The sequence below is a fragment of the Actinomycetota bacterium genome, assembly GCA_030017835.1.
Classification (GTDB): domain Bacteria; phylum Actinomycetota; class Aquicultoria; order UBA3085; family Oleimmundimicrobiaceae; genus Yes70-04.
This window is the reverse complement of sequence record JASEGU010000001.1, coordinates 1-22,589: the sequence shown is the minus strand read 5'-3', so window position 1 is coordinate 22,589 and position 22,589 is coordinate 1. Positions and strand designations below refer to the sequence as shown.

General features: G+C 50.5%; 24 protein-coding genes. 1 reads left to right on the top strand and 23 read right to left on the bottom strand.

Annotated features, from left to right (window positions below; all coding sequences use genetic code 11):
- Position 1: 1 nt before the first annotated feature.
- The 4 genes from QMD53_00120 to QMD53_00105 form a co-directional block, all read right to left on the bottom strand.
- Positions 2 to 562: a prepilin-type N-terminal cleavage/methylation domain-containing protein gene (locus QMD53_00120; GenBank protein MDI6799084.1), complete on the bottom strand. Its 561-nt coding sequence runs from the start codon at positions 560 to 562 to the stop codon at positions 2 to 4.
- Positions 552 to 1,016: a hypothetical protein gene (locus QMD53_00115; protein MDI6799083.1), complete on the bottom strand. Its 465-nt coding sequence runs from the start codon at positions 1,014 to 1,016 to the stop codon at positions 552 to 554. Before QMD53_00115 ends, QMD53_00120 begins: the two co-directional genes overlap by 11 nt.
- A 17-nt stretch (positions 1,017 to 1,033) precedes the next feature.
- Complete coding sequence (locus QMD53_00110) at positions 1,034 to 1,534, bottom strand: type II secretion system protein (protein ID MDI6799082.1); 501 nt, start codon at positions 1,532 to 1,534, stop codon at positions 1,034 to 1,036.
- 354 nt (positions 1,535 to 1,888) lie between these two features.
- The gene (locus QMD53_00105) at positions 1,889 to 2,392 is read right to left on the bottom strand and encodes a prepilin-type N-terminal cleavage/methylation domain-containing protein (GenBank protein ID MDI6799081.1); all 504 of its coding nucleotides are present in this window, start codon (positions 2,390 to 2,392) and stop codon (positions 1,889 to 1,891) included.
- Between the two features lie 241 nt (positions 2,393 to 2,633).
- On the opposite strand from QMD53_00105, the gene QMD53_00100 reads away from it, so the two are divergent.
- Positions 2,634 to 2,891 (top strand): hypothetical protein, encoded by a 258-nt coding sequence (locus QMD53_00100; GenBank protein MDI6799080.1) that lies wholly within the window; start codon positions 2,634 to 2,636, stop codon positions 2,889 to 2,891.
- 7 nt (positions 2,892 to 2,898) lie between these two features.
- Here the strand turns inward: QMD53_00100 and QMD53_00095 are convergent, their stop codons facing one another.
- The 19 genes from QMD53_00095 to QMD53_00005 all read right to left on the bottom strand — a co-directional run.
- On the bottom strand, positions 2,899 to 4,551 hold the full coding sequence (locus QMD53_00095) for an NAD+ synthase (GenBank protein ID MDI6799079.1): 1,653 nt from the start codon (positions 4,549 to 4,551) through the stop codon (positions 2,899 to 2,901).
- A gap of 64 nt (positions 4,552 to 4,615) precedes the next feature.
- Entirely contained in the window at positions 4,616 to 5,128 is a 513-nt protein-coding gene (locus tag QMD53_00090; protein ID MDI6799078.1) for a mechanosensitive ion channel, read from the bottom strand.
- Between the two features lie 50 nt (positions 5,129 to 5,178).
- Positions 5,179 to 5,661, bottom strand: a complete 483-nt coding sequence (locus QMD53_00085) for a GNAT family N-acetyltransferase (GenBank protein ID MDI6799077.1) — start codon at positions 5,659 to 5,661, stop codon at positions 5,179 to 5,181.
- Positions 5,662 to 5,836: 175 nt separating this feature from the next.
- Positions 5,837 to 6,484, bottom strand: coding sequence for a bifunctional phosphoribosyl-AMP cyclohydrolase/phosphoribosyl-ATP diphosphatase HisIE (gene hisIE / locus QMD53_00080; protein ID MDI6799076.1), 648 nt, complete (start codon positions 6,482 to 6,484; stop codon positions 5,837 to 5,839).
- Between the two features lie 7 nt (positions 6,485 to 6,491).
- The gene (locus QMD53_00075) at positions 6,492 to 6,632 is read right to left on the bottom strand and encodes a hypothetical protein (GenBank protein ID MDI6799075.1); all 141 of its coding nucleotides are present in this window, start codon (positions 6,630 to 6,632) and stop codon (positions 6,492 to 6,494) included.
- A 52-nt stretch (positions 6,633 to 6,684) separates the two neighbouring features.
- A complete protein-coding gene (locus QMD53_00070; GenBank protein ID MDI6799074.1) occupies positions 6,685 to 6,813 on the bottom strand; it encodes a hypothetical protein in 129 nt (42 codons plus the stop codon).
- 82 nt (positions 6,814 to 6,895) lie between these two features.
- Complete coding sequence (gene hisF, locus QMD53_00065) at positions 6,896 to 7,654, bottom strand: imidazole glycerol phosphate synthase subunit HisF (protein ID MDI6799073.1); 759 nt, start codon at positions 7,652 to 7,654, stop codon at positions 6,896 to 6,898.
- Positions 7,655 to 8,377: a 1-(5-phosphoribosyl)-5-[(5-phosphoribosylamino)methylideneamino]imidazole-4-carboxamide isomerase gene (gene hisA, locus QMD53_00060; protein ID MDI6799072.1), complete on the bottom strand. Its 723-nt coding sequence runs from the start codon at positions 8,375 to 8,377 to the stop codon at positions 7,655 to 7,657.
- On the bottom strand, positions 8,374 to 8,979 hold the full coding sequence (gene hisH, locus QMD53_00055) for an imidazole glycerol phosphate synthase subunit HisH (GenBank protein MDI6799071.1): 606 nt from the start codon (positions 8,977 to 8,979) through the stop codon (positions 8,374 to 8,376). Before hisH ends, hisA begins: the two co-directional genes overlap by 4 nt.
- Before the next feature lie 12 nt (positions 8,980 to 8,991).
- The gene (gene hisB, locus QMD53_00050; GenBank protein ID MDI6799070.1) at positions 8,992 to 9,579 is read right to left on the bottom strand and encodes an imidazoleglycerol-phosphate dehydratase HisB; all 588 of its coding nucleotides are present in this window, start codon (positions 9,577 to 9,579) and stop codon (positions 8,992 to 8,994) included.
- Positions 9,579 to 10,583, bottom strand: coding sequence for a hypothetical protein (locus QMD53_00045; protein ID MDI6799069.1), 1,005 nt, complete (start codon positions 10,581 to 10,583; stop codon positions 9,579 to 9,581). The genes hisB and QMD53_00045 overlap by 1 nt, the downstream gene beginning before the upstream one ends.
- Positions 10,576 to 11,655, bottom strand: a complete 1,080-nt coding sequence (gene hisC, locus QMD53_00040; protein MDI6799068.1) for a histidinol-phosphate transaminase — start codon at positions 11,653 to 11,655, stop codon at positions 10,576 to 10,578. Before hisC ends, QMD53_00045 begins: the two co-directional genes overlap by 8 nt.
- A complete protein-coding gene (gene hisD / locus QMD53_00035; protein ID MDI6799067.1) occupies positions 11,645 to 12,943 on the bottom strand; it encodes a histidinol dehydrogenase in 1,299 nt (432 codons plus the stop codon). The genes hisC and hisD overlap by 11 nt, the downstream gene beginning before the upstream one ends.
- The gene (gene hisG / locus QMD53_00030) at positions 12,940 to 13,587 is read right to left on the bottom strand and encodes an ATP phosphoribosyltransferase (protein MDI6799066.1); all 648 of its coding nucleotides are present in this window, start codon (positions 13,585 to 13,587) and stop codon (positions 12,940 to 12,942) included. Before hisG ends, hisD begins: the two co-directional genes overlap by 4 nt.
- A complete protein-coding gene (hisZ, locus tag QMD53_00025) occupies positions 13,584 to 14,852 on the bottom strand; it encodes an ATP phosphoribosyltransferase regulatory subunit (protein ID MDI6799065.1) in 1,269 nt (422 codons plus the stop codon). The genes hisG and hisZ overlap by 4 nt, the downstream gene beginning before the upstream one ends.
- A 78-nt stretch (positions 14,853 to 14,930) precedes the next feature.
- The gene (locus QMD53_00020) at positions 14,931 to 18,407 is read right to left on the bottom strand and encodes a DNA polymerase III subunit alpha (protein ID MDI6799064.1); all 3,477 of its coding nucleotides are present in this window, start codon (positions 18,405 to 18,407) and stop codon (positions 14,931 to 14,933) included.
- 55 nt (positions 18,408 to 18,462) lie between these two features.
- A complete protein-coding gene (locus QMD53_00015) occupies positions 18,463 to 18,765 on the bottom strand; it encodes a YerC/YecD family TrpR-related protein (protein ID MDI6799063.1) in 303 nt (100 codons plus the stop codon).
- Positions 18,766 to 18,893: 128 nt separating this feature from the next.
- Positions 18,894 to 22,145 carry a TaqI-like C-terminal specificity domain-containing protein gene (locus QMD53_00010; GenBank protein ID MDI6799062.1) on the bottom strand — a complete coding sequence of 1,084 codons (3,252 nt, stop codon included), beginning with the start codon at positions 22,143 to 22,145 and terminating at the stop codon, positions 18,894 to 18,896.
- 125 nt (positions 22,146 to 22,270) lie between these two features.
- A partial coding sequence (locus tag QMD53_00005; GenBank protein MDI6799061.1) for an NYN domain-containing protein occupies positions 22,271 to 22,589 on the bottom strand: 319 nt, incomplete at its 5' end.

Here is a 22,589-nt window from a genome sequence, read left to right as displayed (position 1 = left end):
ATTACAGATTTTTATTTCTAAGCTGCACGCTTGACTTGTAATTCTTGCTAAAATCGCCCTTGACGATCCTAAATTCGATCGCTATCCGATTGGCCCTCTCCTCATCAACCGCAATGGACGTTGCGCCTTGATAGTAAGTAAAAATGCTGCCGGTGGCCGGAGGAATCGGTTCCACGTAGTCGGCCAATTGAGAATTGCCTCCTAAGCCATAACGTAGGCGCTTGTTCCCTGAATCATAGCTAAAAAGTCTAGTCTCCCCCCCGTCCACTACTCCATCAACGTCTTCATCCACCCACAAATATATCGCGTTTGGGGTGGAATCATAGGTTGCATCATCGACCACGCTTTTTGCGCCCCTTATCTCAGATACTACCCTATCCACGGCCAGCCTAGCATTTTGCTGAACCTCGACCAGGTCATCCTCAGCCTGCCAAGATCTTAGCGCCCCACCAAGAAGCGTATAAAGACCGGCTAGAATAAGGACGAGAAGAAATGAGTAGACCATCACTTCTGCCAAGGTAAACCCCCTTTCGCTACGGGGAGCCTCTCTGTTAACCGCCATATATCAAGGTCGCCTCCTCGTGATAGCGAGGCCCGGTATTGGCCGTCCAGCTAACCCTGACCCACACCTTCAGTAGTCTCCTTGGCGGATCATCGATAACATTTATCGGTGTCGTATAGCTGTTGAGATTATTTTCTTGATAGCAGATCCTTACCTGGCGGGTGCCCCCGCTTAGACCGCTTACCGTCTCGGCCGGAGTTTTGAAGTCGGGCTCTGAGCCTGGGTCGGATCCATCGGCCTGGTAATACGCATCGTCTATGCTTGAATAGCCCATATTCCTAATCTCTTCCAGCTTCTCTACAGCCAATTGAACGGCGACCGTTTTACCTCCAGAGTCTGAGGTGTGAGTTATGCTGAACTGAAACATATACATCATGGCGAGCAATGCTATGGCCATTATCATTGCCGCAATCATTATCTCAACTATCGATATGCCGTCTTCCCTTTTTATCATTTAAGGACTCCTGCAAATCAATTGACCGTTGCCTTGCCCGTTGCGGCAACCGTTATGAAACGCTCTCTACCCTTATCGTTTTGGAGATATATGCTCTCTTCGGGATTTACAACATCGGCGGAACCATCTTTGTTGAATATCAGACGATTATTAAGGAACGTAACCGGATCTCCGCCACTTCTTGAGAAGGTTGCCCCATCTGATAGGGTCTTACCCACAGGAGCTGCGGCGGTAAAAAGTGTTGCCTTGTCTGTGGAGGAATATATATGATACGTATTTAGACCCTCATCAAATACTATCCCATAATATTTAAGCTCGGCCATGGCCTCGCCTTGAATGTCCCTTATATCGGTTGCAACTTGCCTTACGGCCGCCTTCAGATTGCTGCCGGAGACGAAGGCATCCCATACCGGCACGGCCACGGCCACAAGCAAACCCAAGATGACTATGACGAGCATGAATTCGACTAAACTAAAGCCCTTTTCGGTTTTTTTTGGCGCCCATGCGTTTTTTTTCATTTTTAAATTATAACACTTAAGGTGGGAAAAATCACTCGTGAACCAGCACGCAGCCTTATTTAAGTTAATCGACAAAAAGATATATATAATTAACGAATCTGACTGATTTTGGATACGAGGATTGGCTATCATCCGACAGATACCGGTTCCAGGAAGAGCAGCGTTCGGCCTTTACGCAAGACCTACTTTAAGCTGATACCTGGAAATGAGGCGCTAACATCTATAGGTTCTTGTATGCGTCGCCCCGAGGCAATTAGAGAGTATTTTGATAGCATTTACAATCTTTTTTGGCGAAGACCAATTAATGCCTTTCCGCTGATGGCAAAAGTTTGTGCCAACCGTAAGCGCTGAGCGCTATTTGATCGTTAACTTGCCGGTTGTAACCACGCTCAGTTGCTGGAATTTGCTGCCGTTGGTAAGATAAACTGAGCCGGCAACCCCCGATATTGAGCCGTCTTTTTTATAAATCACCCTATCGGGCCCATAGCTATTGTTGAAGGTTATGCTGCTGAAAGAGACGCCGTTAAGGTCGCTTAGCGAAACTTCTTGCTCGAGATTGGCGGCAACAAAGAGTGCGGCATTGTTTGCGGTTTCGTGAGAGTAAATTGAGTAAGAGCTTCCGCCCTCATCAAACTCTATCCCATAGTATTTTAACTCAGCCATCGCCTTACTCTGCGTTTCACGAATATCGGTTGCCACCTGTCTGATGGCTGCTTTGTGGTTGCTGCTCGATACGAAACTATTCCAAACCGGTATGGCCACCGCGAGCAGAAACCCTAAAATCGAGATCACGATCACCAGCTCGACTAAGCTAAAGCCCTTTCCATCTTTTATTAAACAATACCTGCCTGCTTCCATTTTATAATTCTAGCAATATGGAAAACAGAAATCATCAAAAAAATATCATCGTGCTCCTTTGCCAGCTCACTGAGGGCGGCAATCAAAAATTTGACCCCTTTGACCGGGACGAGATTGCTGACGAAGATTATCTTGAAGGCCCGGCGGCAATTCTACCCTTGACGCCGCCTTAAGCCTGGCCAAGATAGCAAGCTCCGTCCATATCATAAACGTAAATGATAAGCTTAACGGTGACGAAGTGATGATCTCAAAGCTCGAAGTAGCCGATAACGTCGAGATACTCAATTCCACCAAGAGCAAGAGGATATTTGGTGAAAGATTCGTCACCGGACTCTCGGTTGAAGATGAGACCGGAAAGATTAGAGATCTTGACCTAGGGGGCATGTTTGCGGCCGGCGACGTGACCGATGTTCCCGAGAAGCAGATAATCGTTGCGGCGGGTCAAGGCTGCATAGCTTCCTTGAATACCTTTAAATACCTCGCCAGAAAGAAGTTCTAATTGGCCATCAGCTCGGGTTATATTTGGCAGCTATGGGCATGCGGCGCCCGCTCCCAAAAGATTTGCTGGTCAACTTGAGGCCGGGAGGAGCTTGGCGCCTCTTATGTTCCGCAAGATTTACGGCCCGGGCGACCCAGCCGACCGTGGTAAAATCAAACCCCTTTTCGACAATCTGGCTGATCGAGAGCCCCTCGTCCACATAGAGCTCAAGAATCGCATCCAAGATCTCATAGGGCGGCAGAGTATCCTGATCCCTCTGGTCGGCCCTGAGTTCGGCCGAAGGCACCTTTTCGATGGTGGAGGGGGGAATTATCTCAGCTTCTCGATTGAGATAGGCGGCCAATTCATAGACGGCCGTCTTGGGCAGATCCGCAATCACGGCCAGTCCACCGCTCATGTCACCATATAGAGTGGAATAACCAACGGCCATCTCGCTCTTGTTGCCAGTCGCAAGAACCAAGTGACCGAACTTGTTAGACAAAGCCATCAGGATGTTTCCCCGGATTCTCGCCTGAATATTCTCTTCGGCCTCATTGGGCGCAAGTCCCTCAAATTCTGGTTTGAGCGACTCCAGATAGGCCGAATTTATGGAGTCTATTGGAATGACCCTGTATTCTATCGAGAGATTCTTGGCAAGCCCCTTTGCATCCCTCAAGCTACCCTTTGAGGAGAATGGCCCCGGCATGGATACGCCCATGACGTTTTTTGCTCCAAGCGCCTGGGCTGCCAGAGCGCAGGTAACGGCCGAATCTATTCCCCCGGAAAGACCTATCACGGCCCCGGTAAAGCCGGTCTTTCTGAAGTAATCGCTCACCCCGAGGATGATGGCCCGATGGACCTCCTCCATGCGGCTCAACGGGCTTCGCCTGTTCATGTCGCCGCTTTCGATCAAGTCTATCGTCTTTACGGCCTCGGTGAAAGATGGGAGGATTTCAATCGGATTGCCCCGCGTGTCGAGGGCAAAACTTGCCCCGTCGAAGATGAGCTCATCATTGCCGCCGATCTGATTTACAAAGACGAGGGGAAGATGATGGGCCTTGGAGTGACTTTGAAATATGGAAAAACGCTCCGCTTCTTTGCCGACTTCGAAGGGGGAGGCAGAGATGTTTATGAGAAGCTCGGCTTTCAGCTCGCTTGCCTGAAAACCAATCGGATCCTCGTTGTAGGGCCTCCTCTTCGAAGAGTCAGGGTTGCTCCAGCCGTCCTCGCAGATGGTGATGGCAAGCCTCTTGCCATCAAGGTCGTGCGTAGACACCTCTTTTGCGGAATCGAAATATCTCGCTTCGTCAAAGACATCGTAGGCTGGAAGCAGCGACTTGGCCTGGCTAAAGACGATCCTGCCGCCCTTAAAAAGAAGGGCGGCGTTATAGAGCCCCCTTCCCGCCCCGCTTCCTGTCCGAATGGGGACTCCCAATATTGTGCCGAGGCCGGGATTCTGGCAAGATAGCTTGAGGACCTCTTCGATACCCTTCTCGCACCTTTTGATGAACCAATCCTTCTCTAGAAGATCCTTTGGCGGATAGCCGGTCAGAAAGAGTTCAGGAAGTATCAATAGGCTGGAGCCATCGGCAACCGCCACCTTCGTAGCTTCCTTAAGTTTTGCCAGATTGCCCTCAATGTCTCCAACTACCGGATTTAATTGGGCCAGGGTAACTTTCAAGAGTCGCTCCTTAAAATGTCCGCTCTCGATGGGCGGACGATAAGACCCGTTAAACGCTATAGACTCAATCATTCAGGACACGAAGGGGATTGGCAAAGATGACCTGGTTTGGAATGAATATAGGCCCCTCTTGAGTCTCTACTACCGTGTACCTCAAGTTGATATCGACCACCCGGCCCTCAAATTCCAATATGCCAATGCGATCCTTTATCTTGAAGGGACGATTAAGCAGGATGACCAGACCGGATAAGAGGTTGGCCAAGACGTCCTTTAGGGCAACCCCGAGAGCAAAGCCGGTCAGGCCAAGAGCGGTGATGAGAGATGAGAGCTTTATGCCCATAAAGGCCAGGGCCGTCAGCAGCCCGGCGAGCAAGAAGGCCGCCTTTGTAACCTGCCCGATGAGAATCCTAATATCCTTGGGAAGGTTGACCTTGTGGCTCAAAGTATGCGAAATCCTCAAAAATATCGAACCGGCAAGCCAGAAGATGACAAGGACGAATATGCCCACCGTGAGTTTGGGCATAAAGCCAAGGACGGCCTCGAATACCTCACTTAGCAGCTTTAGCGTCTCAGTCATAATCAACATCCGAATCTCTTGACCTGAAGATCTTTACGACCATTATAAACTCAAAGATCTAATTCCAGAAATACTGCCCCCGCCAAAGGATTGTACCGATACGCTTCCATCTCTTTGAAGCCGAATTTCTTATACAGAGAGAGGGCTTCTGTCATCTCTTCGATACTATCCAAGCGGATCTTTTGGTAGCCGAACTCTCTTGCAAGAGCAATCGCCCGCTCCATCAACCGGTCCCCAGGGCCCCTTCCACGGTAAGACTCTTTGATGTACATTCTTTTGAGTTCGGCCACACCACCCTCAAACCTTCTGAGGGCGACGCAGCCTACGGCATCGTCTTTTGCTGCATCAATTAAAAGGATGATCCCTCCTAAGTGCTTAGAGTAGTGGCCAGCAATCACTCGAAGCTCGTCGTCGAAGTTTTGAAAGGAGAGATCCATCCCAATGTAGTCGGCATACTCCAGAAAGAGGCGCCTGGCCGCCTCAAAATCACTTTCACTTTTTGCCAATTTTAGCTTATAGCCGGTCTCTTCCATAATCCAAAAGCCCTCGGAAAAAGAAGATAATTTTTAATCCGCTTAACGAGATGCTAAGAATGATGCCCCTCTAGTGGGGCCGATGGTTTCCAAGTGATTGATTATTTACGGTTGGTTGCTTAAAATTATCGAAGTAATTTAAGAGCTTGACGAACGAGACCAAAAGATGGACGGGCTATTTCTTTCTGCCTGAAAGCTCCTCTTTTACTCTTGAAAGCTCGATGCCCCTTGCCGCCAAGAGGACGAGGAGATGATAGAGGAGGTCAGCCACCTCCCAGACGACCTCAGAGTCGTCCTTATTCAAAGCGGCGTCGATTACCTCATCCGCTTCCTCCTCGATCTTTCCCAAGATCTTCTTCTCTCCCGCCGCAAAGAGACTGGCCGTATAGGAGGATGGACTTGGAGATCTCTTCCTCTGGGCTATTATGCGATATAACTCATCTAACTCGCCTGAGAGGCCCCCGTCTCTCCCTTTGAGATCGAGGCTTAAGTCCTCGATTTTAAGCCCCTCAACCTTACGGTAGAAGCAGGACCTTTGGCCGGTATGGCAAGCGGGGCCGACCGGTTCAACGAGTAAGAGAAGGGAGTCTTGATCGCAATCATATCTGATCTCTTTTACGTATTGAAAGTTTCCCGAGGTCTCGCCCTTTTGCCAGTACTCGTTTCGGCTGCGGCTCCAAAACCAAGAGCGGCCCGTCTCAAGCGTTCTCTTAAATGCCTCTTTATCCATATGGGCGAGCATCAAGACCTCGCCCGTTGAAGCATCCTGAACTATGGCCGGAATCAGGCCGCTCTCATCAAATTTCAATTCAAAATCGATCATTAATCAGTTATTCCTTGGTTGCTTCGTCTTTTTGAGCATCCTTTTTGGCACCCTTCTCCATCATCACCATGAAGATGTAGCGAGCCCCAAAAATTGCTGCAAGAGCGATGGCGAAGAAAGAAACGAGTGTACCTACTCTGCTATCCAACTAATTTACCTCCTTTTATTTTTGCTCCAACTTAAAAGGTTGGACGGCAAGATTAGTGATGCGACGATCCGCTGAAGTGAGATATCAAATACTGAATCGTCAGGGTGATGCCGATAAAAAAACCTACTCCCAGTATCGTAAAAGCTACCCTGGCAATAACCTCTGCTTCTTTTGAGCCCATAAAATCTTCCCTCCTCTCGCTCGAATTAATTCAATGGGCAGAAGATTCCTATTTCCTGCCCACATACCCGCCTTAACATAACCTATATTCGCACAAAGACCCCATTTTTATCAAGATAGTATTTGACTTCTTTGATAGATAACTCGCCAAAGTGAAATAGGGAGGCGGCCAGAACTGCATCGGCATCGGCCTCCACTATAACCTCCAGGAAGTCCTCCAGTTTTCCCGCTCCTCCCGAGGCGATGACCGGGATATTTACATTAGCTGTTATCGCCCTGGTCAATGGGACATCGTAGCCGTCCTTCGTGCCGTCTCTATCCATGCTGGTAAGAAGTATCTCGCCGGCCCCGAGCCTCTCGGCCCGCTTCGCCCAGAGGGCGGCGTCCATTCCCGTCTTATTACGCCCTCCATGAGTAAAAACCTCCCAGCGATTTGATCCGACTCTTCTGGCATCTATGGCCACGACCACGCACTGACTGCCAAATCTCATCGCGGCCTCCCTTATCAGGGCGGGGTTCTTGACGGCGGCGGTATTGATCGACACCTTGTCCGCTCCGCTCTCTAGCATCTTTCTGAAATCGGCCGCCGATCCTATGCCGCCGCCGATGGTAAAGGGCATAAAGACCTTCTCAGAAGTCCTCCTAGCCACGTCTATGACGATTTCCCTGTCTTCATGGGAGGCGGTTATATCCAGAAAAACGAGTTCATCCGCCCCAGCTTGGTCATAGGCGGCGGCAAGCTCAACCGGGTCGCCGGCATCGATTAGATTGACAAAATTTACTCCCTTAACAACCCTTCCCTCTTTTATATCCAGACAGGGGATTATCCTCTTTGCCAGCATCTATTTGACCGCCTCTAGGGCCTCTTTGAGCGTGAAAGCTCCCGCATAGAGGGCTTTGCCAACTATCGCTCCCTCCACGCCAAGTGGACTCAAGCCGGCCAGATCGGCCAGATCTTGCAAGCTAGCTACCCCACCCGAGGCTATAATCGGTACATTAGTCGATTTGGCAACGCTCTCAATGGCGGCAAGATTTGGCCCTTTCAAGGTGCCGTCCACCATTATATCGGTATATATTATCCTTGCTACCCCGAGTTCCTCCAATCTTCCTATCAGATCCACCGCAAGAACTTTGGTCTCTTCCTCCCATCCGCTTACGGCCACATATCCAAAGCGAACATCAAGGCCGACCGCAATCCTTCCCGGATAAATCGAGCAGGCCCCTTTGAGCATGGCCTCATCCTTTATCAGGGCTGTGCCGACCACAGCCCGGCTGACGCCCATCTCAAAGACCTTATCGATTACGTCAAGACTTCGAAGTCCCCCTCCGAATTGGACCGGAACCTTGGTGGCCATTACTATCTCGCCAAGGAGGCTTAAATTTTTGGGCGCTCCCGTAACGGCTCCGTCCAAGTCGACGACGTGGATGTACTCGGCCCCCTCCCTCTGCCACCGCTTAGCTACCTCTTTGGGATCGTCAGAGTAGACGGTAACCTCGTCCATCTTTCCCTGACAAAGGCGGACGCATTTGCCAGATTTTAAATCTATGGCTGGATAGATTATCAAGTTGCAATCTCTCCAAATCTTCTAAGTATGGCGAGTCCGAGCTCGCTGCTCTTTTCCGGATGAAACTGGGTGGCATATAGATTGCCCTTGGCTATGCTCGAGACAAACTCTATTCCATAATCGGTCGTCGTCGAGATGACCTCCTTATCATTCGGTACGGCGTGATAGGAGTGGACGAAATATAGGTAAGAGCCGTCTGGCACATCAGATAAAATAGCTGACTCCTTGACCTTCTTTATCCGGTTCCAGCCAATATGCGGTATCTTGCGCCCTTTGGGAAACCTTACCACCCTGCCTTCGATGACGCCAAGACCTTCGGTTATGCCGTGCTCTTCACTCTGGGAGAAGAGGAGATGTAGCCCGAGGCAAATTCCGAGGAATGGCTTGCCTTTATCTATTGACTCGATGACCGCATCGCCAAGACCCGACTTTGAGAGCAGTTCTACGGCATCTTTGAAGGCGCCAACCCCGGGAAGGACGACGGCTCTTGATGCGGCTATCTTCTCGATGTCTGAAGTTACTGAGGCTGAGAACCCGACCTTTTCAAACCCCTTCTGGACACTACGCAGGTTTCCGGCTCCGTAATCGACAATCGCTATCAAATATTATCTCCCCTAAATAACGCCCTTGGTCGATGGAACGTCGGAAAGCCTGCTATCGACCTGAGTGGCCTTATCGAGCGCTCTGGCCAACCCCTTGAAGATGGCCTCAATACAGTGGTGAGCATTCTTGCCCTCAAGGAGCTTGATGTGAAGCGTTATGGCGAAGTGATTGACGAAGGCGTGAAAGAACTCGAGTATCAGACCGGTCTCGAAGTCTCCGATGAATTCGGCCTCGATGTCTACATCGAAGAAGAGATGAGGCCTTCCGCTTATATCGACCACCACCATCACAAGAGCCTCATCCATCGGAATAATCGAATGACCATACCTCCTGATACCCCTTTTATCGCCCAAAGCTTTGCGAAATACCTGGCCCAAACAGATGCCGACGTCCTCGACGGTGTGATGGGCGTCGATCTCAAGGTCTCCTTCGGCTAAAAGTTTGATGTCAAAGAGACCATGCTTGGTGAAGAGGTCGAGCATATGGTCAAAGAAGGGCAGCTTGGTGGATATGTCTCCCTTGCCCTCACCGTCTAGGACCAAATTAATCTCGATATCGGTCTCTTTGGTCTTTCTGGAAATGCTCCCCTTACGATTCATCAATCACGCTCCCTTTTATTTTTTGCCCTAGCCTTCGCCTCTAATAGTAGCCTGTCGGCCGAATCGGTCAAGATATCGACCCCTTTCTGAGTGAACCACGCAGCCTCTTTGGGGTCACTTGATACTATGCAGGACAGAAAGGTCTCGCTCCTATCAAGAGCCTTGAAGTTATTGACCGTCAAGAGATCGTCTAAGGTATCGCCAATATAGACTCCGAGCTGCGTCTCGAAAAATTCTGAAAGCTCCACGATCAGAGTGGGATCGGGCTTCCTTCTGCCTCCATCATCGGCGATGACCCCACCTTTTTTGACCAACTCCGAAAGGGCGGCCCTCTCTAGTGCAAGCTCAGCCTCTTTCGTGGTCCTGCCCGTTATCACCCCAACTTTGGGTGAGAATGAAGCAACCAGGCTCCTGTCTATCAGAACTTTTTCCTCGTTTAAAAGGCCTTTTCCGAAGATGAAGGCCGGATCGAAGCCGTATATCTCCTTACAGTGGTCCGTGCCAGCATATATCTCTTGAAAGATTTGTTTGATAATACTTCGATTCCAGAGCTCATTTATCCTTTCTGAAGCGGCAAAAGTGCCTGCAATAAGTCTATTCGCCGTCTTAAGGCCGCCGCCCAGCCTCTTGAGTTCTTTGGTAAAGTCGATGAGTGGCCGGCCGTCCCCTCGCAAGATGGCCAGATCCTTCGAGCCCGTCACTTGAGATCTCGCCAAATAGAATAGGATAACAGCGTATGTCAACTCCCAATCGTTATTGAAACCGCCAGCCAACTTGAAGGCTTGCGTCTCCTTGGGCTCTATCAGGGTGGGACCGGCCGGCCACTTAAGGTACTCTTCGAAGTAGAACTGGGTGGTCAGACAGATGGCCCGCCTAAATGAGGCCGTAACGTTTAGTATGACGCCATCGATATCCAAGATGATGGTGTCGAGCCTTCCGATGAGCCCGGCAGCGGCAGGGGTGGCGAAGAGGCCGTCGGCCAGCTGCTCGTAGCCTTCAAACATAGGCGTTCTCCGAAGTCGCCTCAAAGAGCGCCTCCAAGAAAGCCCAATTTTCAGCCGAGCTTCCAACGGTCACTCTTAAGAAGTCCTTTAAGAGGGAATCGGATCCGAAATCGCGCACCAGGATCCCCCGCTCTACTAGAGCTCGGTAAACCTTGGCTGCCCCCTCCACCTCAAACAGGATGAAGTTAGCTTTCGAGGGAAAGGGTCTAACCGAAGGGATCTTATTCAGCTCGACAAAGAGCTCATCTCTTGAGCGTTTTATCTCATCAATCCTATCCTTGAAGAGATCCCTGTTCTCAAAGACCATCCTTGCCACAAGTTGAGAGAAGGCGTCGGTATTGAAGGGAAGTCTGACCTTTTGGATATTTTCGGCCACCTCTTTTGAGGCCAGCATATAGCCTATCCTAAGCGAAGCCAAGGAGAAGGCCTTGGAAAATGTCCTTAGGACCACCAGGTTTTTGTAACCTCTCATCAAAGAGGCTGCGCTATAGTCGGAGAATTCGCCGTAAGCCTCGTCCACCACCACAAGACCGCTCGCCCTTTCGACTATACGTTCTATGTCACCTAGGCCGATAAAATTTCCGGTCGGATTATTGGGATTACAGATGAATATCAGGGTCGGCTCAAGCTTGTCTATCTCATCCAGCGCTTCTCCGATATCGATATCGAAAGAGGCCGTCCTCTTGAGGTTTTTCATAAAGAGACCGTTTGCCACCGATATTATTTCATACATGCTGAAGGTTGGATCGAAGGTGAGTGATGAGCGGCCCCGTCCTCCATAGGCGATGGCAAGATACTCGATGAGCTCATCGGAACCGTTGCCAAGAATCACGCTTTCGACCTCCAAGCCATAGGCCTGGGATATTTGACCGATAAGCTTGCGACCGCCGGGATCAGGATAGCGATTGAATCTGAAATCGTCGAGCTCGGCCTTTATCTTCTCCACCAGTTCTTTTGGCAGGTTGAATGGACTCTCATTGGCTGAGAGGATTACCGCCGCCTCCTCGGTAGCGGGAGTATAGGCCCTCAAAGCGGAGAGCTCATTTCTTGGAGAGACGATCTCATTCAACATCCATCATCCTAACTGATATCGATTTTGAGTGGGCGCTTAAGCCTTCCGCCTCGGCCAAGATCTCAACGGCGGGGGCGAGTCGTTTGAACTCCTTCTGATCAAATGATAATACGCTGGTCCGCTTGACGAAGTCATGGACTCCAAGGGGTGAAGAGAAAGCCGCCGTACCCATGGTGGGCAGTATGTGATTGCTGCCGGCCGCATAATCGCCAAGAGCCTCCGGCGTATACTCTCCCAAGAATACGGCTCCGGCATTTCTAACATCGGCCAGAAGTGCTTCCGGCTTGGCCGTCATTATCTCTAAGTGCTCCGGAGCTATCAGGTTGGCCATTCGAAGAGCCTCATCAAGTCTTTTGACCAGAAATATCCTCGCCCACCTCTTCAAAGCTTCTTTTGCGACATCACCTCTGGCAAGGCTTTCAAGTTGAAGCTCAAGCTCGGCGAGGACATCCTCGGCAAGTTTCCTCGAGGTGGTTATGAGGACGGCCATGGCATCTTGGTCATGTTCGGCCTGACCGAGCATGTCGGCTGCAATATATTTGGCGTTTGAGCCCTCATCGGCGATTATGACGATCTCGCTCGGACCGGCCAGCATGTCGATATCGACAACTCCAAAGACAAGTTTTTTGGCGAGGGTCACGTAGATATTGCCGGGGCCGGTTATCTTGTCCACTCGCTTGATGCTCTCGGTCCCATAGGCTAGTGCGGCTATGGCTCCGGCTCCGCCGACCCTATAGACTTCCTTAACACCAATCTCGGCTGCGGCGGTCAAAGTATAGGGATTGACCCGGCCATTCTCATCGCAAGGAACGCACATGGCTATCTCATTAACCCCGGCTACCTGGGCCGGCAGCGCGTTCATCAAAACTGAAGAGGGATAGGCGGCCGTTCCGCCAGGAACGTATATCCCAACCCGGCCGATCGGAGAGACCTTCTGGCCTAGAAGCACCCCCGCCTCGCTCTTGTCGAACCAGGACTCTTGAATCTGCTTTTCGTGATATCGCCAAATTCTTTCCTTGGCAAGATTGATTGCTTGGACAAAGTCCTTGCCGGCCATGCCTCTGGCCTCTCTGAACTCCTCGGCTTGAATGGCAAGTGGGATCCCTTTTAGGTCGGCCCCATCGAATTGAGCAGCAAAACCCCTTAAAGCCGAGTCACCCTTCGACCTAACCTTATCTATGATCCTTTGAACGAGTTCGGTTTTGGACTCATCCAGAGACCGCTTGGGAAGCGTGACCGCCATCTCTTCTTCGCTTATATCGGGAGCAAGCTCCTCAATCTCAATCATTTACTCAGCACCCCTTCGAGCCTGTTTGAGAAATCCAGGGCCCTTTCGTAACTTGAGCGGTAACTGACTTGGTTGGCGATGAGCCTGGCTGAGGAGGTTGCTACCTCGTCGATGACAACCAGATCATTCTCCTTCAAGGTCCGTCCGGTCGAGGCGAGATCGATTATCTCATCGGCGAGCCCAGTTAAAGGGGCGAGCTCCACCGAACCGTGTAGTTTTATGATCTCGGCCTGGATGCCCCTTGCAGAGAAGTAATCCTCGGTGACCCGAACGTATTTTGTAGCCACCCTGATTTGACCAAGATAGCGATAACTCTCAGCCCTTTCGCTCTCCGTCCCAGCCAAGGCCGCCCTAACGAAACGGCATTGTCCGTACCCCAAATCAAGGAGCTCAAAGACCTTTTTCCCCATTTCCATGAGGACATCCTTACCAACGACTCCAAGATCGGCCGCACCCTGCTCGACAAAGGTCGGGGTGTCGAAGGGGCGAGAAAGGATATATTCGATACCGTCCTTTTCGCTGAGTATCTCGAGCTTGCGAGTCTCCTCCCTAAGTGGCGCAACCTCAAAGCCAGCCTTCTCTAAAATATTAATAGTATCATCGAAGACGGCTCCTTTGGAGAGGACCACTTTTAGATAGCTCAAGTCAGCACCCCCTTTATTCCGCCAAGCTTCGCTTTGGTGGTCTTGTCCTCTTTTATGTCGAGTATTTCGATCTCCCCATTAGAAGAGGCGGGCCATATGATGAACTTGAAATTAGTCCCCTCAAAAAGCTCCCTGCAATCATCCAGGCTTCTGCCCAAGGGAGCTATCTCTGTCTTAAAACCGGCGGCCCTCGACTCCTTTGAGATGAGGAAGGTAGCCTCGGCATCATTGAAGGGAACCACCAGAACCCTCGCCTCACCGTTTCGCTTCAGAAGCTTGGCTTCCGAGAGGGCTATGTGTAGTCTCTCCAGTCCCAAAGCAAAACCGCAAGCCGGACGAGCTGATGAGAACTCGCTTATCAAATTGTCATACCGGCCGCCAGAGCCGATGGGAAATCCCAAGTTGGGCGAATAGGCTTCAAAGACGATCCCGGTATAGTAATCAAAATCCTTGACCATCCCAAAATCGAAGGCCACGAAGTCCTCTAGACCATATAAGGAGATCTTCTCGGCCAACGATTTGAGTTCCGATAGAATCTTTACGGACGCCTCGTCCTTAGCGTATCTTTCGGCCCGGCTCAGGGCGGAGATATCTCCTTTTAGTGAGAATAGTCCCAAGACATCATCCTTCGCCCCTTGAGGAAGTGAGCTCGCCGTGATGGCCCTCTTGGCTTCGACCAAGTCCTTGTCGGTGAGCAGGCTCTGAACCCTCTGGATGAGTTCTTTTTGAGCACCAAGCCCGGTAAGTGATGCGGTCAAGAAATCGACCCTGCCGATGGCGATCTTGAAGTCCTTCAGCTTGCTCTTTAGTAGGGATTCGATTAAAACCAGGACTACTTCGGCGTCGGCCGCAGGCCCAGTCGATCCGATTAGCTCCAGACCGACCTGAGAGAACTCGCGCCGCTGGCCCCTTTGAGGAGGCTCCTGCCTAAATACGCTCGCCGCATAGTAGAGGCGGTCGATCGAGCCTTGAGGACCGCCTCTCTTGGACACGACCCTTGCGATGGGCGTCGTCATCTCGGGCCTGAGCCCCAAGAGGCTGCCGTCTACATCAAAGAACCTGAAGATCTCGCTTTGAATCGTGTTCCCAGCCTCTATTGCGAGGCTATCGAAATACTCGAAGGTGGGCGTCATAATCTCGCGATAACCCCAACTCTCGAAGACCTGCCGCAGTTCGGCTTCGATGGCCCTTCTCTCTTCGGCTTCGGCCGGTAATATGTCTCTGAGCCCGGCCGGAACTGAGCTGAAAGACCTGGTAGACTCCATGAAAAGACCTCTTTCTTTAGCTAATTAAAGTATTAAACTATTAACAAATGGAAATGATAACAGAGGCGTCCCTTGTCGTCAACTCTTGATTGCGCCAACTCCATTGGTCTTTTCGCCGTGACGGACAAAGACGGACTGCGGACCTAAAAGATCTTTGACTTCAGCAAAAAAACGGCCCCCAATATGAACGCCGTTATCCTTGCCAAGACGCATTTTGGTGGTCTTGGTCCCATCCTGGATGAGGAGAAAGACGGGTGAAGAACCCCCACTGTGAGCGGTCAGGATGGATTTTAGTTTATCGAAGACTCCTTTGGTGAACTTATCTGCGGCCACTTTTATGAAGACCGATGATGCGTCGCCGCCCTCGATAAATTCCGACTTCAGGGTCTCGAGTTCCAGAGCAATCAGCTTCAAGGCACCGGCCTCTTTTTTATCAACCCTGCCCTTGATGCGAACGACGTTATCCTCGATTATGAGATCGCGAAATTTCTGATAGATGGTGGGAAAGACGATCACTTCGACTTCGCCATCTAAGTCCTCAATCGTAACAAAGAGCATTATCTCGCCCTTTTTGGTGTTTATCCTCTTAATCTTGGCGATCAGGCCGCCGACCCAGAGAACGCTTCCATCGTCGACTTCATTCAGATCGACCAGGGTGGCATCGACCTGATTTGCCAGAAGTTCCTTGACGCCCAAAAGAGGATGGTCGCTGACGTAAAGCCCGAGCATCTCCTTCTCAAACGCGAGGAGATCTTCCTTGGGATATTCTTCGATATCGGAGCCGTCCGGGCCGCAGCCGGTATCTATCTCGTTTCCTTCCATCTCGAAGAGGCTGAACTGACCCGTCTCTTGGTCCTTCTGTTTCTTATGTCCGGCTTCGACCAGAAACTCCATCGTCTCCATGAGGCCGCGCCTAGAGACGTCCGTAAAATCGAAGGCTCCCCCTTTGATTAATCCCTCCAAACACTTCTTATTGATCACCCCAAGATCGACGCGTTCACAGAAGTCCCGCAAAGACTTGAAGGGTCCGCCCTCTTTTCTGGCCGACACAATGGCCGCAACCGGTCCCTGACCAACGTTCCTTACTGCGCTTAGCCCAAACCTTATCGAGCCGCCGACCACCGTAAAATCGGAAAAACTCTCGTTGACATCGGGCGGTAGAACCTCGATGCCAAGACCGCGGCATTCGTTTATATAGAAGGGGACCTTATCTTTGGTCCCCATAACGCTGGAGAGAAGGGCCGCCATGAACTCGACCGGATAGTTAGCCTTGAGATATGCAGTCTGATAGGCGATGACAGCGTAAGCCGTGCTATGAGATTTATTGAAGCCGTAGCCGGCGAAATGAAGGACGAGATCGAAGACCTCGCCGGCCGTCTTGCTGCCGATCTCCTTTGCGGCCGCCCCGCCGATGAATTTATCGCGAAGCCTGGTTAGAACCTCCGGCTTCTTCTTGCTCATCGCCCCACGCATGATGTCGGCCTCGGCCAGACTAAAACCGCCCATGACGTTGGCTATCCGCATGACCTGCTCTTGATAGACGATGATGCCGTAGGTCTCTTTGAGGATATCGGCCACGATTGGATGGGGGTAGGTAACCTTGGAGCGCCCGTGCTTGCGGTCGACGAAGTCCTTGACCATACCGCTGCCAAGCGGCCCTGGGCGATAGAGGGCAAGGATACCTACGATATCGTCGAAGAGCGTCGGCTTAAGATCCCTGAGGAGCGCCCGCATACCGCTGCTCTCCAACTGGAAGACTCCGATCGATTCGCCCCTTTCGAGCATCTTGTAGGTCGCCTCATCATCCAGAGGTATCTTATTGATATCGATATCCAAACCTCTGGTCCGCTTGATAATTTTGAGCGCGTTTGCGATAACGGTTAGGGTCCGAAGACCCAGAAAATCCATCTTGAGAAGACCGATCTTGCCGATGGCTCCCATCGGATATTCGGTTACCGTCTCGGCGTCCCCCTTCTTCTGGATTGGGGTGTGATCGGTCAGCGGTCCTTTGGAGATGACGACGCCAGCCGCGTGGATCGAATCCTGCCTGGCCAGACCCTCTAAGGCCTTGGCCGTATCGATTATCCGTCTCGTATCCTCATTGACCTTGACCTCATCGGCAAGTTCGGGCGAGAGCTCCATCGATTTTTCGATCGAGATACCGGGAATCTCCGGTATCAGCTTGGCTATCCGGTCAACCATACCGTAAGGGTAGCCGAAGACCCTACCCGCGTCGCGAATGGCGGCCCGGGCGGCCATAGTACCGAAGGTGATTATCTGGGCTACATTCTCTTTGCCGTACTTGTTAGAGACGTATTCGATAACCTCACCGCGGCGGTCGATGCAGAAGTCGATGTCGATGTCGGGCATACTTGTCCGCTCGGGATTTAGGAAGCGCTCGAAGAGGAGCCCGTGTTTTAAGGGGTCGATATCGGTAATGCCAAGGACGTATGATACGATACTGCCGGCCGCCGAGCCGCGGCCCGGGCCGACTTTTATCCCGTTATCTTTGGCAAATTTCACAAAGTCCCAGACAACCAGAAAATAACCAGCAAAACCCATCTCTTTGATGACGCCGAGCTCGTGAGCAAGACGCTCAGATACCTCTTCGGTCAAAGGCTCGCCGTATCTCTCCAGGGCGCCCTCTCTCGCAAGCTCCTCAAGATAGGTCTCGAGCGTGTAGCCGTCCGGAACCTCATAATCGGGAAGGAGTATCTGGCCCAGATCCAACTTTACGTTGCATCTCTCTGCAATCTTGACCGTATTCTCAAGAGCATCTGGCACGTGAGAGAAGAGCTTTTTCATCTCGTGAGCATCCTTCATGTAGAACTCTTCACTCTCGAATCTCAAGCGATCTTCATCGTCCAGACAGGAGCCGGTCTGGATGCAGAGCAGAACATCGTGGGCGGTGTGGTCCTCTTTCTTTACGTAATGGATATCGTTGGTGGCAACTAAGGGGACGGAGAGCTCTTTGGATATTTCGATGAGGCCTTCGTTGACAATCTTCTCCTCTTTAAGTCCCTGGTCCTGAATCTCAAGAAAGAAGTTGCCCTCACCAAAGAGTTCGTAAAGCTCCTTTGCGACCACCTTGGCCTCATCAGTCCTACCCTCCAGTATGAGTTGAGGTATCTCGCCGCCAATGCAAGCAGAGAGGGCAATGAGGCCGTCCTTGTGGGCGGCGAGTATCTCCTTATCTATTCTGGGTTTGTAATAGAAGCCTTCTAGAAAGCCAGCCGAGACCAGCTTCATCAAGTTGGTATAGCCCTGATTGTTCTCAGCCAAAAGGACCAGATGGTAGGAGTTGTCATCCTTCTTGAAGGTCTTATCGAACCTGCTCCTTGGGGCTAGGTAGAGTTCGCAGCCGATTATTGGCTTTATCCCGGCCTCCAAAGCCTTTTCGTAGAATTCGATCGCCCCATACATTACGCCGTGATCCGTCAGGGCCAGGGCCTTCATGCCGAGCTTCTTTGCTCCCTCCACCAGATCGACGATCCTTGCGGCCCCGTCAAGAAGAGAGTACTCAGAGTGGGTATGTAGATGGACAAAGTCATGCATTAAGTATTCCTCCGGCGGCCACTCAGCCGTTTATTCTTAGAAAGAAGCGAAATTCTTAGCCCCGCTTCTTATTTAATCTCTCGATGAGTAACTTGTAGCCGTCGGCCCCGTAGTTCAGACAGCGCTTGACCCGGCTGATGGTGGCCGTGCTGGCCCCCGTCTCTTTTGCGATATCGCTGTAGATCTCGCCACTATCCAGTTTCTTGGCAACAGCAAATCTCTGAGCGATCGACTTAATCTCCCCGACCGTGCAGACATCTTCAAAGAAGCGGTAGCACTCTTCAACATCCTTCAAAAGGAGTATAGCTTCGAAGAGATCGTCGACAAAATCGCTCTTTATGCGCTCATCGGTGGACAAGGCTTTCGCTCCTTTGGACTGGCTTTTGGGATAATTTTAGCACAGGGAAGGAAGCTCGGAGTAGTTAGTTTGGAGTGGTGGTGGGAGGTGAACACGTTAAAGGTTCGTCAATGCCATCCGTTTTTTCTTCATTTTTTGGATTCATTTTTCCCCTCCACGATTGCTATTTCCTCTGGGGTGAGGTCGTAGAGCTTGTAAACCAACTGGTCGATTTTCTTTTCAATGTGGGAGGTGTCGGCACTTGGGTCTTTCTTTTTGGCAGCGAGGATTTGGTTGACGAGGGCTTCTATCTGCTCAACCAAGTCTTTGTTAAATGGGGTGATGGGCGGAATGGGAAGCAGCTCAACATAGATCTTTTTCCATCTGTTGGTGCTAACACCTGAGGAGGCGCAAATGGTATCAAAGAACCAGTTAATAGCTTTGGAATTTAAAATACCTACTAAATATTTCGGGTTCGTAAAGGTCATCAAAAAAGTTGTAGCTTCAACAAATATATTGGGCTCGACGTAAGAGAACCTGCCATCATCCACCAGTTCAATCCACACCACCTTCTCCTTCTCAAATTCGGGGTAGTAGGCAATCTGGTCTTGCGTTTCGAACCATTTATTACCGGTTTTTTTGCGAGAGGTCGAGCCATCTGGCAGCTTGTTCCCTTCTTGCTTTAAGCGGTCCTTTCCAAAATCCAATAAATACTTTTTAATTGCGGGATAATCGTCAATATCCAACTTTAAGACGGGAAATGTTGCAATAATCCACAATCCGGCCCAGTCATAACCATACCTCTTGATATCACGACCGCGCAGGATCGGTTTTAAGATTTCGGCGCTTTTTGGGTCTTCCTTGCAGAGACGCTCCTTGGTGGCCGTGTCGATGATGAAGGCTTCGTTCAGTCCAGTCTTAATACCATAATTGATATTGACATCCCAGTCCTTGAGCGGTCTGCCCAGTCTCTCTATCTTCTCCTTTAGCCTCTGCTGGGCGACTGAGCCGATAAACCAGGCCCCCTTATCAAGATTGGTCAGCAAAACCCCGTTGGCCCGGATGAATTCTGAAATATTTTCGGCCCGGCCCAGGGTGACTCCCAAAAGACCCCGCTCATTAGGCACTTTCTGGATGATGAGGATGTTGGTATCGACCGTGGCACTCTCAAAGACGGCCGGGCCAAGGTCGATCAGGATTTTGGGGTTAGCTTCAAGAAAATATCTTCTGAGTTTCTCGCCGTAAGCCGCCCGCATCCACTTATTACTGGTGATATAGCAGAGGTGGCCCCCCGCGTTGAGGATGTTCATCCCCTTCTCGTAAAAGAGGCAGTAGATATCGCCATTGGAGTCATAGACCTGGTATCTCCCATTTTTGTAAGCCTGCTGAAGTGGATTGCCTTTAAGCTTCTGAAGCTGCACATACGGCGGATTGCCGATAGCGACATCGAAGCCGCCTTTTTCGTGAAAGACTTCGGAGAAGTAGACCTCGAAATCGAAATCCTTATGGCCATCGGTGATTTGACTGATGAGCTCGTCAATCTCTTTCGTGTATTCCTGCTTTTTACCAGCACCTGTCTCGTTGAAGTAGAGAGGTTTCAATCTTTCGAGTTCAGTAAATAGAGCATGATTGAAAAGATTCTTTTCAACGCCAAGGAGAGAATTACCGCGGGTTATTTTGTAATCCAAGTTAGGCAGGGGCGCAACCGTCCCCCGCGTCTCTTCATCGACCACAAGGGAGAGCCACAGCCTAAGCTTGGCGATCTCTACCGCCCCCTGGTCGATATCCACCCCGTAAAGAGAGTTCTCTATAGCATGGCGTTTAAAGTGATAAGGCGCACGCCCGCCGCCCAGGGCAATGTAAGCGTTGAGAGCGCCTCTGGCCCTGACAATCTCATTCATCATCCCCACGATAAAGGCGCCCGAGCCGACGGCCGGATCGCAGATGCGCGCTGAGGCCAGCTTTTCATCGATGAGCTCGGCATTATTGCGGATGGTTTCCGGCAGCTTAAAAGCGTACGCTTTCGTTTCGCGCCCCGCGCTTGCCACCCGGCTGTCATGCTCGACAGCCGTTTCGCCATATTTGATGAGCGTCTCAATCTCTTCTTTGCTCACCTCGCCCTCAAGCTCGCCCGCCAAGTAATTGACTAAGCTCTCTTCGCACATGTAGTGGACTATCTCGCGGGGGGTATAGTAGGTACCTTTCGATTTGCGGTCTTTTACCTCCAGAAGGTTCTCAAAGACCTTGCCAAGCATCTCGGGATCTACAGCCACCTCTTTTTCGAGCGGTTCGTCCTCTTTGACGGTGAAATTGTAGCGGTCGAAGATATCCAAGATGCCGGTTCCGATATCGCCCTCTTTTGTCCTCTTATCGTTGGAAAAGATTTCGCTCGGCAAGAGGATATCGTCATTAACCCAATCGTAGCCGCCTATCGGATCGAAGAGACCGCCATTTAGAAAGGGGATGCGTGAGTCGAAGCGGCTGTAATAATCATCCGTGCGCTCGAGGCGCAGGGCCTCATAGAAGAGGGGCTCTAAAATATCATTGAAAAAATTGTCGTAGCTGCCGTGCTTTCCTTCAAAGAGCTCGCGCAAGAAACTTTTGGAGCCGCTGCCCCAAGGCTCATCTTTTTTTACGCCGAACCAGCCCTTCTTCTGCAAGAAATAGAGAAAGACTATCTGGCCGAGGAGTTTTTTGGCAAAATCGGCCCCGTCGATAGCTTTGCCTTCAAAATCCTTGGCGATGACTGGAGAGGCGGCCAAGATCGCCGCCAGGCTCTCATCGAGCAGGTAGAAGAGATCTCGATATTTCTCGAAGAATTCCTTGGTAACCCTCTCGATGCCCCAGGTATTTTCCAGGTCTACCAAGGTGGGCTGGGTTTCATCATTTAGAAGCAGAGGCAGAAGACGGCTCTGGGCGGTGTGGCTGTTCTCGTGTACGCCAACCAAGAAGGAATAGCGGCGAGCGGGGGTGAACTCCTCTTGGACTTTGCGCTCTTCGTTGAATTTATATTCCATCTTGATAAGAGAGAGGCGCCAGTCTTTACCATCGGGAGCCACAAAAGCCACCAGCGCGCCGTCTTTGAGCACGCCGCCCCGGCTTTTGAGGTACTTGGCCGCGTAGTTCCGCTGCCGAGTCCTGGCCCGCTCAAGCGATGTCTCTTTTCCAAGGCGGATGATGAGGATATCGAGAAGCTTGTCGTCTGGACCCTTATATTTACCGATCCGCTCCAAGCTGCTTATCGAGCCGGTAAAATCATCGAAGATCAGGTTGCCCCGGTAAATCAAGTGCGCCTCATCATATTTGTTTAAAATGTTTTTGACTAGGCTGACAAAACGCTTCTTGTTGAAAGAACTTTCAAGAGTGCTTTGAATCAACCTTTTTGCTGAGTCTCTATCCAAAACCTCTCCTTAGCGTTGAAAAGAATTTACAAAATATTTTTAGATTTTGTCGATAATTTGTTAGATTTTGTCAATAATTTGTCAATAATATGTTATTATTTTGTCATCACGATGAGAGGGCACACCTAAGGTTCCGTCCGAAGGTTACTCCCTCTCTTTTTTTTACCCAATTTTTTCTCCAATTGATTAATGTAAATAAAATACTTGTGAAATTTCCTCAAAAGAGCTGAATACTTTTTAGGATTTGGAATAAGGAGATGCAAGAGTTTTCCTTTCTTCTCTAAGTACTCAATCAAACAATGGAAATCACCATCACCAGAGACAATAATTGCTTTGTCGTAGTTCGGATATTCAATCATCGCATACAAAACTAACTCTGCATCAACATTTCCTTTTGTGCGTTCTACTCCTTCTTTTATATAGTACTCGACAGTTAAAAGTTCT

Bases quoted from the DNA above. Each gene is read 5' to 3' on its own strand.
- QMD53_00090 (MDI6799078.1), bottom strand. From the start codon at position 5,128: ATGACTGAGACGCTAAAGCTGCTAAGTGAGGTATTCGAGGCCGTCCTT.
- hisC (MDI6799068.1), bottom strand. From the start codon at position 11,655: ATGTTGAATGAGATCGTCTCTCCAAGAAATGAGCTCTCCGCTTTGAGG.
- hisD (MDI6799067.1), bottom strand. From the start codon at position 12,943: ATGATTGAGATTGAGGAGCTTGCTCCCGATATAAGCGAAGAAGAGATG.
- QMD53_00110 (MDI6799082.1), bottom strand. From the start codon at position 1,534: ATGAAAAAAAACGCATGGGCGCCAAAAAAAACCGAAAAGGGCTTTAGT.
- QMD53_00105 (MDI6799081.1), bottom strand. From the start codon at position 2,392: ATGGAAGCAGGCAGGTATTGTTTAATAAAAGATGGAAAGGGCTTTAGC.
- hisIE (MDI6799076.1), bottom strand. From the start codon at position 6,484: ATGATCGATTTTGAATTGAAATTTGATGAGAGCGGCCTGATTCCGGCC.
- QMD53_00115 (MDI6799083.1), bottom strand. From the start codon at position 1,016: ATGATAAAAAGGGAAGACGGCATATCGATAGTTGAGATAATGATTGCG.
- hisB (MDI6799070.1), bottom strand. From the start codon at position 9,579: ATGAATCGTAAGGGGAGCATTTCCAGAAAGACCAAAGAGACCGATATC.
- QMD53_00085 (MDI6799077.1), bottom strand. From the start codon at position 5,661: ATGGAAGAGACCGGCTATAAGCTAAAATTGGCAAAAAGTGAAAGTGAT.
- QMD53_00045 (MDI6799069.1), bottom strand. From the start codon at position 10,583: ATGTTTGAAGGCTACGAGCAGCTGGCCGACGGCCTCTTCGCCACCCCT.
- QMD53_00100 (MDI6799080.1), top strand. From the start codon at position 2,634: ATGATCTCAAAGCTCGAAGTAGCCGATAACGTCGAGATACTCAATTCC.
- hisF (MDI6799073.1), bottom strand. From the start codon at position 7,654: ATGCTGGCAAAGAGGATAATCCCCTGTCTGGATATAAAAGAGGGAAGG.
- hisZ (MDI6799065.1), bottom strand. From the start codon at position 14,852: ATGGAGTCTACCAGGTCTTTCAGCTCAGTTCCGGCCGGGCTCAGAGAC.
- QMD53_00070 (MDI6799074.1), bottom strand. From the start codon at position 6,813: ATGGGCTCAAAAGAAGCAGAGGTTATTGCCAGGGTAGCTTTTACGATA.
- QMD53_00120 (MDI6799084.1), bottom strand. From the start codon at position 562: ATGGCGGTTAACAGAGAGGCTCCCCGTAGCGAAAGGGGGTTTACCTTG.
- QMD53_00020 (MDI6799064.1), bottom strand. From the start codon at position 18,407: ATGCATGACTTTGTCCATCTACATACCCACTCTGAGTACTCTCTTCTT.